Raw genomic sequence first — 13,936 nt, forward strand, 5'->3', positions numbered from 1 at the left:
TCAAGCTGTTTATGTTATAATGATAGCGATTATATTCGAGGTGAAAAATGGCACATTTATTAGAAAAAACTAGAAAAATTACTTCTATCCTGAAGCGCTCAGAGGAGCAGTTGCAGGAAGAGCTTCCCTACAATGCAATTACCCGTCAATTGGCAGATATTATTGACTGTAACGCCTGTATCGTTAATAGCAAGGGACGTCTCCTTGGCTATTTTATGCGTTACAAAACCAATACAGATCGTGTAGAGCAATTCTTCCAAACTAAGATTTTCCCGGATGACTACATTCAAGGCGCGAACATGATCTACGATACAGAAGCCAATCTGACAGTTGATCATGATTTGAGTATTTTCCCTGTGGAAAGTCGTGCTGATTTTCCTGATGGCTTGACGACTATTGCACCGATTCATGTATCAGGGATTCGACTTGGTTCTTTGATTATTTGGCGCAATGATAAAAAATTCGAAGACGAGGACTTGATTCTTGTTGAGATTGCGAGTACCGTTGTTGGAATTCAACTCCTTAATTTCCAGCGTGAAGAAGATGAGAAAAATATCCGCCGCCGTACTGCTGTTACCATGGCAGTCAACACTCTTTCTTATTCAGAACTTCGTGCTGTTTCAGCAATTTTAGGGGAATTAAATGGAAATGAAGGGCAGTTGACTGCGTCAGTGATTGCAGATCGTATTGGAATCACTCGCTCTGTGATTGTCAATGCCCTTCGTAAACTTGAGTCTGCAGGGATTATTGAAAGTCGCTCACTTGGAATGAAGGGAACCTATCTTAAGGTCTTGATTTCAGATATTTTTGAAGAAGTGAAGAAAAGAGATTACTAATGACTAAGGCTTTAATTTCGATTGACTATACAGAAGATTTTGTTGCTGATAGTGGAAAATTGACAGCAGGCGCTCCAGCTCAGGCGATTTCGGATGCCATCAGCAAGGTAACTCGATTAGCTTTTGAACGTGGAGATTACATCTTCTTTACCATTGATGCTCATGAAGAAAACGATTGTTTCCATCCAGAAAGCAAGCTATTTCCTCCTCACAATTTGATTGGGACTAGTGGACGCAATTTATACGGAGATTTGGGGACCTTTTATCAAGAGCATGGTTCAGACAGTCGTGTCTTTTGGATGGATAAACGCCATTACTCAGCTTTTTCAGGGACTGACCTGGATATCCGTTTGAGAGAGCGTCGAATTTCTACAGTTATTTTAACCGGAGTCTTGACGGATATCTGTGTCCTGCATACAGCCATAGATGCCTATAATCTAGGATATGACATCGAGATTGTTAAACCAGCTGTTGCTTCCATCTGGCCTGAAAATCATCAATTTGCCCTAGGTCATTTCAAAAATACACTCGGAGCTAAGTTAGTAGATGAAAATTTAAATGAAATTTCAGAGTAATTTGGTTGATGAAATGAAAAAATTTTGAAAAAAGTATTGACAAGTATCCTAAAAGTTGATATACTAGTGAAGTAATCGACGCGGGGATGGCGGAATTGGCAGACGCGCAGGACTAAGGATCCTGTGACCGCTTTAGGTCGTGAGGGTTCAAGTCCCTCTCTCCGCATAGGATAAGAGTTAGCTTAGGCTAGCTCTTTTTTTCATCTAATTCAAGTAGAGCAAAAAAATTTTGCTCTTTTTTTATATTTCATAAACATTTCATATTTGGATTTTATAATAGTCTTACAAATATGGAGGTGACAAATGAATCCAATCCAAAGAGCTTGGGCTTATGTCAGCAGAAAACGACTGAGAAGTTTTATTTTATTTCTGATTTTATTGGTCCTATTGGCTGGAATTTCAGCCTGTTTGACTCTGATGAAGTCCAACAAAACAGTTGAAACCAATCTTTACAAATCACTCAATACCTCTTTTTCTATTAAGAAGATAGAAAATGGGCAGACTTTCAAGTTGTCAGACCTAGCATCTGTAAGCAAGATTAAGGGACTGGAAAATGTTTCTCCTGAACTCGAGATGGTCGCAAAACTAAAAGACAAGGAAGCAGTGAGTGGCGAGCAGAGCGTTGAACGTGATGATTTGTCAGCTGCGGACAAGAACTTGGTTAGCTTAACGGCTCTTGAGGATTCATCCAAGGATGTGACCTTCACCAGCTCGGCTTTCAACTTAAAAGAAGGGCGACATCTTCAAAAAGGGGATTCAAAGAAAATCATCATCCACGAAGAGTTGGCTAAGAAGAACGGTCTTTCGCTTCATGACAAGCTTCGCTTGGATGCTGGACAGTCAGAAGCTGGGAAAGGACAAACTGTCGAGTTTGAAATCGTCGGAATCTTCTCTGGTAAAAAACAAGAGAAATTTACGGGCTTGTCTTCTGACTTCAGTGAAAACCAAGTCTTTACAGACTATGAAAGTAGCCAAAGCCTTTTGGGAAATGGTGAATCTCTAGTCAGTGCAGCGCGCTTTTATGTAGAAAATCCTAAGGAAATGGAAGGACTCATGAAGCAGGTAGAAAACTTGTCTTTGGAAAATCAAGGCTATCAAGTCGAAAAGGAAAACAAGGCTTTTGAACAAATCAAAGACTCAGTTGCAACCTTCCAAACCTTCCTAACCATCTTCCTTTATGGGATGTTGATAGCTGGAGCTGGAGCCTTAATTTTGGTCTTGTCTCTCTGGTTGAGAGAAAGGGTCTACGAAGTGGGGATTCTTCTGGCACTTGGAAAAGGCAAGAGTTCGATTTTCCTGCAGTTCTGTTTAGAGGTAGTTTTGGTATCTCTCGGAGCTTTGCTTCCAGCATTTGCTACAGGAAACGCAATCACATCCTACCTACTCCAAACTCTACTAGCAAGTGGAGATCAGGCAAGCTTACAAAATACACTAGCCAAAACAAGTGGTCTATCAAGTAGTTTATTATCTTTTGCAGAGTCCTATGTCTTTCTGTTGTTGATTAGTTGCTTATCTGTAGCCCTTTGTTTCCTATTCTTATTTAGAAAATCGCCTAAAGAAATTTTATCATCTATTAGTTAAGAAGGAGAAATCATGACTTTATTACAATTACAAGATGTTACCTACCGTTATAAGAACACTGCTGAAGCAGTCCTATATCAGATCAATTATAATTTTGAACCCGGGAAATTTTACAGTATTATTGGTGAGTCAGGAGCAGGAAAATCCACACTCTTGTCCCTACTTGCTGGTCTAGATAGTCCTGTTGAAGGTTCTATACTTTTCCAAGGAGAGGACATTCGTAAGAAGGGCTATTCTTACCATCGTATGCACCATATTTCCCTGGTCTTTCAAAATTATAATTTGATAGATTATCTTTCTCCACTGGAAAATATCCGCTTGGTCAATAAAAAGGCAAGCAAGGATACACTGCTTGAGCTTGGTTTGGATGAAAGCCAGATCAAGCGGAATGTTCTCCAGTTATCAGGTGGTCAACAACAACGTGTTGCCATTGCTCGCAGTTTGGTCTCAGAAGCTCCAGTTATTCTAGCCGATGAGCCAACAGGAAATCTGGACCCTAAGACTGCTGGAGATATTGTCGAACTGCTCAAATCACTTGCCCAGAAAACAGGTAAATGTGTGATCGTCGTAACCCACAGCAAAGAAGTGGCGCAAGCATCAGATATTACACTTGAGTTGAAGGATAAGAAACTAACTGAAACTCGCAATACTACGAAATAATATGAGCTTTTTCTGTTAGAACTATAAAATAGAACAACATCTAGAAAGGGAACCTATGTTACACAACGCATTTGCCTATGTTACAAGGAAGTTTTTCAAATCAATTGTCATCTTCCTGATTATTCTCCTCATGGCGAGCTTGAGTTTGGTCGGCTTGTCAATCAAGGGAGCTACTGCCAAGGCTTCTCAGGAGACATTTAAAAATATCACCAACAGCTTCTCCATGCAAATCAATCGTCGCGTTAATCAAGGAACGCCACGTGGTGCTGGGAATATTAAAGGTGAGGACATCAAAAAAATCACCGAAAACAAGGCCATCGAGTCTTATGTTAAACGCATCAACGCTATTGGGGATTTGACTGGCTATGAACTCATCGAAACGCCAGATACCAAGAAAAATCTGACACCTGACCGTGCCAAACATTTTGGAAGTAGCTTGATGATTACAGGTGTCAATGACTCCTCTAAAGAAGACAAGTTTGTCTCTGGTTCTTATAAGCTGGTCGAAGGTGAGCACCTAACCAACGATGACAAGGACAAGATCCTCATGCACAAGGACTTGGCAGCCAAGCACGGCTGGAAAGTAGGGGACAAGGTTAAACTGGACTCCAATGTCTACGACGCAGACAATGAAAAAGGTGCCAAGGAAACAGTCGAAGTGACAATCAAGGGACTCTTTGATGGTCACAATAAGTCGGCAGTAACCTATTCACAAGAACTATACGAAAATACAGCTATTACAGACATTCACACTGCTGCAAAACTTTATGGATACACAGAAGACACAGCCATTTATGGGGACGCAACCTTCTTTGTAACAGCGGACAAGAACTTGGATGATGTCATGAAAGAGTTGAACGGTATCAGCGGTATCAACTGGAAGAGTTACACACTCGTTAAGAGCTCATCTAACTACCCAGCCCTTGAGCAATCCATCTCTGGTATGTACAAGATGGCCAACCTCCTCTTCTGGGGTAGCTTGAGCTTCTCAGTCCTTCTCCTTGCCCTCTTGCTTAGTCTTTGGATTAACGCTCGACGCAAGGAAGTGGGAATTCTCCTCTCTATCGGTCTCAAGCAGGCAAGTATCTTGGGTCAATTCATCACCGAATCCATCTTGATTGCCATCCCTGCTCTTGTTTCTGCTTATTTCCTAGCCAGCTACACAGCGCGTGCAATCGGGAACACTGTTCTAGCCAATGTAACTTCTGGTGTTGCCAAACAGGCTAGCAAAGCTGCTCAAGCCTCTAACCTTGGTGGAGGTGCAGAAGTAGATGGCTTTAGCAAGACCTTATCGAGCCTAGACATTTCTATTCAGACATCAGATTTTATCATCGTCTTTGTCCTTGCCTTGGTTCTAGTGGTTCTAGTTATGGCGCTTGCTTCAAGCAATCTCCTTAGAAAACAGCCAAAAGAACTCTTGCTGGATGGTGAATAAGTTTGAAAAAATTATTCTGGAATAAAAACTGCATCTTGTTTTTCTATTCAAGAATGGTGGATAGAGAATGGCTATTTAACAATACAAAATAGAGCTGAAAGCAGTGGTGAAAATCATTGCTTTCAGTTGCTTTCTTTGTACTTTAGTACTTAAACATGATATACTAAAGATATGGAATTTATTAGAAAGAAATTTCACAACTTATATATGGAATTGTGCATAAGAATCTATAGAAACTTTATCTTGAAAATAGATAGATAAATCTGTAGAAGTCTGTGCATATCGCAAACATAGGCTAGTAGGCCTAGGCAGGGTCTACTTTGGAAAATATAGATTAGTGAGGAAAAATAAACATTATGAAACAAACAAATGTTAGAGGAACATTATCCCTCCGTGGTTTTAGAAAATTAAGAACTGGTGCAATTGTTGCGACAGGTGTGATTTTATTGGGGTTGGGCTTTTTAGCTCCAACTGTGTCAGCCAGTGAACAAGATGGTGTCTGGGTAGCCAGAACAGTTGCAGAAGTAAAGGCTGATATTCAAAAAGAAGGTGATTTATTTAAGTATGTTATTAAGTGGGGGGACACATTAAGTGTTATCAGCGAAGCAAGTAATATCCCTGTAGATGTACTCCAAGAAATGAATCAAACTTCAGGCAAGAATTTATTCTTACCGCACAATGAATTGTACTTTACTGAAGCTGAAACGATTTCAGATACAGTCACAAAACACAAGATTGTCATCAAGGAAAGTGGTGCAAGTGGCGAAGTTCGCACTTACGAAGTCTTGCTCAAGAAAGATCAAGAGACAAAAGCTGTTACTTTTGAATTAACAGATGTCACTGAGAAAGTTGAAAAAATGGCTGTGAACTATAGCCCAGTCTATCAGCCTGTATCAGCTCCAGTAGTGGAAAGAGCGGAAGAATCGGGTGAAGAACTTGCCTCAGAAGCACCAGCAGAGACAAGCCCAGAAGTTAAGGAAGAAACAGAAGCTCCAGTAGCGTCAAAAGCAGAAACAAGGTCAGAAACTTTAAATGCTCCATCTGCATATACTACAAATGGGTCAGGAAACTCAACTGAATCAAGTCCAGCAGCAGACAAGGCCCCTTCAAATATAGGAACTACAAATCAACCTGTAGCTTCAAATCCAAGTTCTGAAGCGCCAGCGCCAAAAGCAGAGGTACCAGTGACTCCGGCACCGAAAGTAGAAGCGCCATCGACTCCAATGCCAAAAGCAGAAGAACCATCGACTCCAGCACCGAAAGCAGAGGCACCAGCGTCTCCAATGCCAAAAGCAGAAGGACCATCGACTTCAGCACCAAAAGCAGAGTTACCATCGACTCCAGCACCGAAAACAGAAGAGCCAGCAACTCCAGCACCAAAGGTGGATGAGCCAGTATCTCCAGCACCGAAAGCGGATGAGCCAGTATCTCCAGCGCCGAAAGCGGATGAGTCAGTATCTCCAGCGCCAAAATCAGAAGAACCAGCGGTGCCAGCACCAAAGGTGGATGAGCCAGTATCTCCAGCACCGAAAGTAGACGAGCCAACTGCAACAGCGCCAAAAGCAGAAGAACCAGCGACACCAGCACCAAAATCAGAGGAACCAACGACACCAGCACCGAAAGCAGAGGAACCAACGACACCAGCGCCGAAAGTGGAAGAACCAGCGACACCAGCGCCAAAGGTGGAGGAATCAGTATCTCCAGCGCCAAAATCAGAGGCACCAGTGTCTCCAGCGCCAAAATCAGAGGAGCCAGTAGCACCCGCACCAAAATCAGAGGAACCAACGACACCTGCTCCGAAAGCGGAAGAACCAGCGACACCGGCACCGGTAACCCCAAGCGAAGAAGCACCGGTCACATCAGGCGATACCAATTCCACTGCACAGCCAGCTGGAGAATCAGGTAAATCTGAAACAAAGTCAGAACCTTCTAATACTCCATCTGCGGAAGCTACAAATGATTCAGGTAATGTAGCAACATCAAGTCCGGTAACAGATGGTACTACTTCAAACACAGGGACTACAGAACAACCTGAAACTCCAGCTTCAAAACCAGAAGCAACAATACCCAAAGAGGATAAACTACCAACTAATCAAAATGGAGATACATCAAATCCAGTAGATTCAAAGGATGAAACACCAAATCCGGCTCCGGCACCTAAAGAAGATACTTCGTCTGAAGAAGTAGCACCTAAAGATGAAAAATTTGAGGAAGCGAAAAAAGAAGGAAAGGATATTATTGAAGGAATTGCATCTTCAAAACTTAGTGAAATAGAAAAAGTTAAAGACGAAGCCGAAAAAGAAAAATTAAAAGCGGAATTAAAAACATTAAAAGAAGACGCATTAGCCGCAATAAAAAATGCTAAGAATCATGATGCTGCAGTAGCTGCTACAGATGAATATCAAACTAAGATTGATGAGATTAATGTTCCAGGTGAAGAATTACCAGCACCAAATTATAATAAAGATAATTTAACAAATGGTCGTAATGAGGGTACTACTATTAATGATGGAAGTACAGCAATAGGTCATGGATCAGGTGAAGCTACAGCAACAACTCCAGCACAACCTTCTTCAACTTCAGAAAGGACTTCAAGTTTTAGAAATGCCCCATCAGTTCAAGCAAGAGCAAGAAGAGTGGCACGTTCAACATCAGAACCAGATGGAACTGTAAATATTAGCTATAACTTTGCTGGAATGCCAGATATTCATGGCTTCCTATCTGATCCGGGAGAAGATAACACTGTGACAATTCCTGCTGGGACGAGTGAAGCACAGGCAAAAGTGCTAGTAAAAGAAAAAATTCAAGCCAAGATAAAAGACCTAGCTGCTAGAGGGTATCATGTGAAAAATGACATTATTTTTGAACAAGATACTACTGTGAAAAATTATAACTACGTCGTTACATTCACTAAGGAGGCTACAGGAACTTCAGGTTTCAGAATGGCTCCAGCAGTTCAACCGCGCGCTAGCAGAAATCGTAGAAGTCTAGAACAGCCAGCTCCTCAAAAGGTCAAAGTCAATGTTTTTTATAACTTTGATCAAATGAAAGATATTGCAGGTTTCCTAGGAGATATCAATGGAACTTCTCTTGAAATTGCAGAAGGTTTATCAAATGAAGAGGTGAAAGTAGCAGTTAAGAAACAAGTTGAAGCTAAGAAAGAAGAGCTGAGCAAACGCGGCTATACTTTCAAAGAGGACTATGTCTATCAATCTAATGGGAAAGATTATAATTACGTTGTAACATTTTCAAAAGCAGCTAAATAATTTTCATTCTATAGAGAGTGAAATGCAAGCAGAGAGAGCGATAGGCTCTCTTTGTTTTATCTAGTGGTCAGTTGATTACAGACAAAAGGCCAGTAAGAGGCTATAATAAATAGAGTAGGTATTTATTCTAAGAAAAAATAAAAAATAGAGAGCAGTTAAAGTATGAAAATTTTAATTGTAGAAGATGAAGAGATGATCCGTGAGGGTATCAGTGACTATTTGACGGATTGTGGCTATGAAACCATTGAGGCGGCGGACGGACAAGAAGCCTTGGAGCAATTTTCTAGCTATGAGGTGGCCCTGATTTTACTGGATATCCAGATGCCCAAACTCAATGGCTTAGAAGTTCTAGCTGAGATTCGTAAGACTAGTCAGGTCCCTGTCCTGATGTTGACCGCCTTTCAAGATGAGGAATACAAGATGAGTGCCTTTGCCTCTCTGGCAGATGGCTATCTGGAAAAACCCTTCTCCCTCTCCCTCTTAAAAGTGAGGGTGGATGCGATTTTCAAGCGCTATTATGATACGGGACGAATTTTCTCCTATAAGGATACCAAGGTGGACTTTGAGAGCTACAGTGCCAGCCTAGCAGGTGAGGAAGTAGCTATCAATGCCAAAGAGTTGGAAATTCTGGACTATCTGGTGAAAAATGAAGGCCGGGCCTTGACTCGTTCTCAGATTATCGATGCCGTTTGGAAAGCGACAGATGAGGTTCCCTTTGACCGTGTCATTGATGTCTATATCAAGGAATTGCGGAAAAAGCTGGATTTGGATTGTATCCTTACTGTGCGCAATGTTGGTTATAAATTGGAGCGAAAATGAAACGAACAGGTTTATTTACAAAGATATTTATCTATACCTTCTCGATATTTAGTGTTCTGGTTATCTGCCTTCATTTGGCTATTTATTTTCTATTTCCCTCGACTTATCTGAGCCACCGTCAGGAAACCATTGGCCAGAAAGCGACAGCCATTGCCCAGTCCCTAGAAGGTAAGGATAGGCAGAGTATCGAGCAAGTGTTAGACTTGTATTCCCAGACTAGTGAGATCAAGGGGGCCGTTAAGGGCGAGATGACCGAGGACAAGTTAGAAGTCAAGGACAGCCTTCCTCTGGATACGGAACGTCAGACAACCTCTCTTTTTATCGAGGAGCGCGAGGTGAAAACGCAAGATGGTAGCACTATGACTCTTCAATTTCTGGCTTCGATGGACTTGCAAAAGGAAGCAGAGCAAATCAGTCTCCAGTTTCTTCCCTATACCTTGCTGGCATCCTTTCTGATTTCCCTTTTGGTAGCCTATATCTATGCTCGGACCATTGTTGCTCCGATTTTGGAAATTAAGCGAGTGACCCGTCGGATGATGGATCTGGATGCTCAAGTACGTTTGCGCGTGGATTCCAAGGATGAGATTGGTGATCTCAAGGAACAAATCAATAGCCTTTACCAGCATCTTTTGACTGTCATTGCGGACTTGCATGACAAGAATGAAGCTATTCTCCAGCTCGAAAAGATGAAGGTCGAATTCCTGCGAGGGGCTTCTCATGAATTGAAAACACCTCTGGCTAGTTTGAAAATCCTGATCGAAAACATGAAAGAGAATATTGGTCGTTATAAGGATAGAGACCACTATCTAGGAGTTGCCTTGGGGATTGTAGATGAGCTCAATCACCACGTTCTCCAGATACTTTCTCTCTCGTCTGTGCAGGAATTGCGAGATGATAGGGAACAAATTGACTTATACCAGATGACGCAAAGTCTCGTTAAGGATTATGCCTTACTAGCCAAAGAAAGAGAACTCCAGATAGACAATAGTTTGACACATCAGCAGGCTTGTCTAAACCCATCAGTTATGAAGTTGATCCTATCTAACCTCATCAGCAATGCCATCAAGCACTCCACTCCAGGTGGCTTGGTTGGCATTGGAGAGAGAGAAGGGGAATTCTTTATCGAAAATAGCTGCAGTCCAGAAGAACAAGAAAAACTAACCCAATCTTTTTCTGACAATGCTAGCCGCAAGGCTAAGGGGTCGGGGATGGGGCTCTTTGTGGTCAAGAGTCTATTGGAACATGAAAAATTAGCTTATCGTTTCGAGATGGAGGATAATCGTTTAACCTTCTTCATAGCTTTTCCAAAAGTCACCTAAGACTAGGGAGAGAAAGGGCTTACATAGATGAGGCTAGAAGAAATTCAATCGAAACTGCGGGAAAAACTAGATTTTTTTGTCAAAAAGTGATAAAATGAACAATGTAAATGGGATGACCCATAAAAATATACAGGAGGCCTGATAAAATGGCAATCGTTTCAGCAGAAAAATTTGTCCAAGCAGCTCGTGACAACGGTTATGCAGTTGGTGGATTTAACACAAACAACCTTGAGTGGACTCAAGCTATCTTGCGCGCAGCAGAAGCTAAAAAAGCTCCAGTTTTGATCCAAACTTCAATGGGTGCTGCTAAATACATGGGTGGTTACAAAGTTGCTCGCAACTTGATCGCTAACCTTGTTGAATCAATGGGTATCACTGTACCAGTAGCTATCCACCTTGACCACGGTCACTACGAAGATGCACTTGAGTGTATCCGAGTTGGTTATACTTCAGTTATGTTTGATGGTTCACACCTTCCAGTTGAAGAAAACCTTGAAAAAGCTCGTAAAGTTGTAGAATTTGCTCATGCAAATGGTGTATCAGTGGAAGCTGAAGTTGGTACTATCGGTGGTGAAGAAGACGGAATCATCGGTGATGGTGAATTGGCTCCAATCGAAGACGCTAAAGCAATGGTTGAAACTGGTATCGACTTCTTGGCAGCTGGTATCGGTAACATCCACGGTCCTTACCCAGCAAACTGGAAAGGTCTTCACCTTGATCACTTGCAAAAATTGACTGAAGCTGTTCCAGGATTCCCAATCGTATTGCACGGTGGATCAGGTATTCCTGATGAACAAATCCAAGCAGCTATCAAACTTGGTGTTGCGAAAGTTAACGTTAACACTGAATGCCAAATCGCATTCGCTAACGCAACTCGTAAATTTGCTCGTGACTACGAAGCAAACGAAGCAGAATACGACAAGAAAAAACTCTTCGACCCACGTAAATTCTTGGCTGACGGTGTAAAAGCTATCCAAGCATCAGTTGAAGAACGTATCGACGTATTCGGTTCAGAAGGTAAAGCTTAATCTAGCTGAATAATACAGAAAGAACCTGCCCATTGGGTGGGTTTTTTGTGTCTGGCTATATAGCGAATATACTGTAGAAGAACCAATCTTAAGTTGCTAAAAGGTTCTATTTTTTGTACAATAATGCTATGAAAATACTGAAAAAATGGTTTCTTGGCATTCTTAGTTTCATTCTTTTGTTTTTACTCGCTACATTCATCTTTCACCGTATCAGTTTGGAAAAGGAAGAAGCCTCACTGAAACCTATGGGGCAACAAGTTCTCGTCAATGGACATCAAATAAATGTTTACGTTGAAGGGAATGGTCCTGAGACTATAGTAGTTCTCTCAGGTGCTGGTATTGCTTCTCCTATATTGGACTTTAAAGAAGTATCGGAATCCTTATCGAAACGGTATAAGGTAGTCATCGTGGAGCGAGCAGGATATGGTTATAGTGATGATAGCAATCATTCAAGAGATGTGATGGAGGTTTTGTCTGAGACGCGTCAAGCTCTTTCACAAGCAAATGTCAAAGGTCGTTTTATCATTTTGTCTCATTCCATGGCTAGTCTTGAGAGTTTAGCTTGGCAGGAAAAATATCCTGATGAAGTGAAAACCTTGGTTGGGTTAGATTGGGCACTGCCAGCTAGTTATGAGAATTTAAAGCAAAATCAGGCCTTAATCACTGTGGCATTTTGGAGCAGCAAGATTGGCTTATTACGCTACTTCCCTGAGTCCTTTTATATAAAAAATCCAACTCTGATCGAAAGTGAACGAAAACAATATAAACTTCTAGCTTATAAGCAGTTGATGTCACAAGCCATGCTTCATGAATCCCAAAAGGTAAAGGAAAATGCAAAGAAAGTTTCCTCAAACATTAATCCGAAAATTCCCACCTTACTACTGGTGTCTAACGGTCAAGGTACTAGTTTTGGTCAATCAGAATGGCAGAATTTTGCAGAGAAATTTGCTAGTGAACAGTCTAATGTGAAAGCCATATATATGGATGTACCACACGACCTTTATCATTATAAAAATCATGAGGTTGTTTCTCGTATTGAAGATTTTTTAAAAAGTAATTGAGGGGTTAGAAATCATTTTAGACTGATGACAATAATTAAATGCTGAAGGATTAACAGTAAAATCAAGAGTTTTTCGATTAAAAAAATTCTTTTTCTTATCCACCAGCCTGCCCATTGGGTGGGTTTTTTCTATTTTAAGGAAACGATCAAGCCATAATTTTTGATTAAAAGTATGATTTTAAGAGAGAAATTTCTAATTTTATAATCTGTAGGCAAACGCTTGCATTCTAGTTTTTATTGGACTATAATAGGTTGGTATAAAGCCTTCTGTAGTAATAAAATGTAGAAGGTGTAGAAAGTAAGAATTTAGAATATTTGTAGTCAAAAATACAATGTTGCTATTTCTTGCGATAGGGAGATAGATATGGCAATGATAGAAGTGGAACATCTTCAGAAAAATTTTGTGAAGACTGTTAAGGAACCGGGATTGAAGGGGGCATTACGCTCCTTTATTCATCCTGAAAAGCAGACCTTTGAAGCGGTCAAGGATTTGACCTTTGAGGTGCCAAAAGGGCAAATTTTGGGTTTTATCGGTGCTAATGGTGCTGGGAAGTCGACAACCATTAAAATGCTGACAGGGATTTTGAAACCGACATCTGGTTTTTGTCGGATTAACGGCAAGATTCCCCAGGACAATCGCCAAGATTATGTCAAGGATATTGGAGTGGTCTTTGGGCAAAGAACCCAGTTGTGGTGGGATTTGGCTCTACAAGAGACCTACACGGTCTTGAAGGAGATTTATGATGTTCCAGACTCGCTCTTCCACAAGCGCATGGACTTTTTGAATGAAGTCTTGGATTTGAAGGACTTTATCAAGGACCCCGTGCGTACTCTTTCACTGGGACAACGGATGCGGGCGGACATTGCAGCTTCCTTGCTTCACAATCCTAAGGTTCTCTTTTTAGATGAGCCGACCATTGGTTTAGACGTTTCGGTCAAGGATAACATTCGTCGGGCTATTACTCAGATCAATCAGGAGGAAGAAACCACCATTCTCTTGACCACTCATGACTTGAGCGATATTGAGCAACTCTGTGATCGAATTTTTATGATTGACAAGGGGCAGGAGATTTTTGATGGAACGGTTAGCCAGCTCAAGGAAACCTTTGGAAAGATGAAGACTCTTTCTTTTGAACTGCTACCAGGTCAAAGTCATCTCGTCTCTCACTATGAAGGCCTGCCTGATATGATTATTGATAGACAGGGAAATAGCCTCAACATTGAATTCGATAGTTCTCGCTACCAGTCAGCTGACATTATCAAGCAAACCCTGTCTGATTTTGAAATCCGAGATTTGAAGATGGTAGATACGAATATTGAGGATATTATCCGTCGCTTCTATCGAAAGGAGCTCTAA

The 13,936-nt window shown here is 41.3% G+C and carries 11 protein-coding genes and 1 tRNA gene; all 12 read left to right on the plus strand.

Annotated elements, in window-relative coordinates; translation table 11 throughout:
• Positions 1-47: 47 nt before the first annotated feature.
• Positions 48-836, plus strand: a complete 789-nt coding sequence (codY, locus tag L0P31_RS00900; protein ID WP_000940738.1) for a GTP-sensing pleiotropic transcriptional regulator CodY — start codon at positions 48-50, stop codon at positions 834-836.
• The gene (locus tag L0P31_RS00905; RefSeq protein ID WP_042750413.1) at positions 836-1,411 is read left to right on the plus strand and encodes a cysteine hydrolase family protein; all 576 of its coding nucleotides are present in this window, start codon (positions 836-838) and stop codon (positions 1,409-1,411) included. Before codY ends, L0P31_RS00905 begins: the two co-directional genes overlap by 1 nt.
• 80 nt (positions 1,412-1,491) lie before the next feature.
• Positions 1,492-1,577, plus strand: a tRNA-Leu gene (locus L0P31_RS00910).
• 137 nt (positions 1,578-1,714) lie between these two features.
• Positions 1,715-2,992 carry an ABC transporter permease gene (locus L0P31_RS00915; RefSeq protein ID WP_049499896.1) on the plus strand — a complete coding sequence of 426 codons (1,278 nt, stop codon included), beginning with the start codon at positions 1,715-1,717 and terminating at the stop codon, positions 2,990-2,992.
• Between the two features lie 12 nt (positions 2,993-3,004).
• Positions 3,005-3,652 carry an ABC transporter ATP-binding subunit Vex2 gene (vex2, locus tag L0P31_RS00920; RefSeq protein ID WP_000173751.1) on the plus strand — a complete coding sequence of 216 codons (648 nt, stop codon included), beginning with the start codon at positions 3,005-3,007 and terminating at the stop codon, positions 3,650-3,652.
• Between the two features lie 55 nt (positions 3,653-3,707).
• Positions 3,708-5,087, plus strand: a complete 1,380-nt coding sequence (vex3, locus tag L0P31_RS00925) for an ABC transporter permease subunit Vex3 (protein ID WP_049499898.1) — start codon at positions 3,708-3,710, stop codon at positions 5,085-5,087.
• 356 nt (positions 5,088-5,443) lie between these two features.
• Positions 5,444-8,353 (plus strand): LysM peptidoglycan-binding domain-containing protein, encoded by a 2,910-nt coding sequence (locus L0P31_RS00930; RefSeq protein WP_238095367.1) that lies wholly within the window; start codon positions 5,444-5,446, stop codon positions 8,351-8,353.
• A 162-nt stretch (positions 8,354-8,515) separates the two neighbouring features.
• Positions 8,516-9,172, plus strand: coding sequence for a response regulator transcription factor VncR (gene vncR / locus L0P31_RS00935; RefSeq protein WP_238095369.1), 657 nt, complete (start codon positions 8,516-8,518; stop codon positions 9,170-9,172).
• A complete protein-coding gene (vncS, locus tag L0P31_RS00940; RefSeq protein WP_238095371.1) occupies positions 9,169-10,491 on the plus strand; it encodes a sensor histidine kinase VncS in 1,323 nt (440 codons plus the stop codon). The genes vncR and vncS overlap by 4 nt, the downstream gene beginning before the upstream one ends.
• Before the next feature lie 146 nt (positions 10,492-10,637).
• Positions 10,638-11,519 (plus strand): class II fructose-bisphosphate aldolase, encoded by an 882-nt coding sequence (locus L0P31_RS00945; RefSeq protein ID WP_023946263.1) that lies wholly within the window; start codon positions 10,638-10,640, stop codon positions 11,517-11,519.
• 128 nt (positions 11,520-11,647) lie between these two features.
• Positions 11,648-12,580 (plus strand): alpha/beta fold hydrolase, encoded by a 933-nt coding sequence (locus tag L0P31_RS00950; RefSeq protein WP_238095373.1) that lies wholly within the window; start codon positions 11,648-11,650, stop codon positions 12,578-12,580.
• A gap of 363 nt (positions 12,581-12,943) precedes the next feature.
• Positions 12,944-13,936: an ABC transporter ATP-binding protein gene (locus L0P31_RS00955; RefSeq protein WP_238095375.1), complete on the plus strand. Its 993-nt coding sequence runs from the start codon at positions 12,944-12,946 to the stop codon at positions 13,934-13,936.

The sequence above is a fragment of the Streptococcus mitis genome, from assembly GCF_022137125.1.
GTDB classification, from domain to species: Bacteria; Bacillota; Bacilli; order Lactobacillales; family Streptococcaceae; genus Streptococcus; species Streptococcus mitis_CE.

Excerpts from the sequence above, each read along its gene's own strand:
- codY (WP_000940738.1), top strand. The coding sequence starts at position 48 with ATGGCACATTTATTAGAAAAAACTAGAAAAATTACTTCTATCCTGAAG.
- L0P31_RS00905 (WP_042750413.1), top strand. The coding sequence starts at position 836 with ATGACTAAGGCTTTAATTTCGATTGACTATACAGAAGATTTTGTTGCT.
- L0P31_RS00915 (WP_049499896.1), top strand. The coding sequence starts at position 1,715 with ATGAATCCAATCCAAAGAGCTTGGGCTTATGTCAGCAGAAAACGACTG.
- vex2 (WP_000173751.1), top strand. The coding sequence starts at position 3,005 with ATGACTTTATTACAATTACAAGATGTTACCTACCGTTATAAGAACACT.
- vex3 (WP_049499898.1), top strand. The coding sequence starts at position 3,708 with ATGTTACACAACGCATTTGCCTATGTTACAAGGAAGTTTTTCAAATCA.
- L0P31_RS00930 (WP_238095367.1), top strand. The coding sequence starts at position 5,444 with ATGAAACAAACAAATGTTAGAGGAACATTATCCCTCCGTGGTTTTAGA.
- vncR (WP_238095369.1), top strand. The coding sequence starts at position 8,516 with ATGAAAATTTTAATTGTAGAAGATGAAGAGATGATCCGTGAGGGTATC.
- vncS (WP_238095371.1), top strand. The coding sequence starts at position 9,169 with ATGAAACGAACAGGTTTATTTACAAAGATATTTATCTATACCTTCTCG.
- L0P31_RS00945 (WP_023946263.1), top strand. The coding sequence starts at position 10,638 with ATGGCAATCGTTTCAGCAGAAAAATTTGTCCAAGCAGCTCGTGACAAC.
- L0P31_RS00950 (WP_238095373.1), top strand. The coding sequence starts at position 11,648 with ATGAAAATACTGAAAAAATGGTTTCTTGGCATTCTTAGTTTCATTCTT.
- L0P31_RS00955 (WP_238095375.1), top strand. The coding sequence starts at position 12,944 with ATGGCAATGATAGAAGTGGAACATCTTCAGAAAAATTTTGTGAAGACT.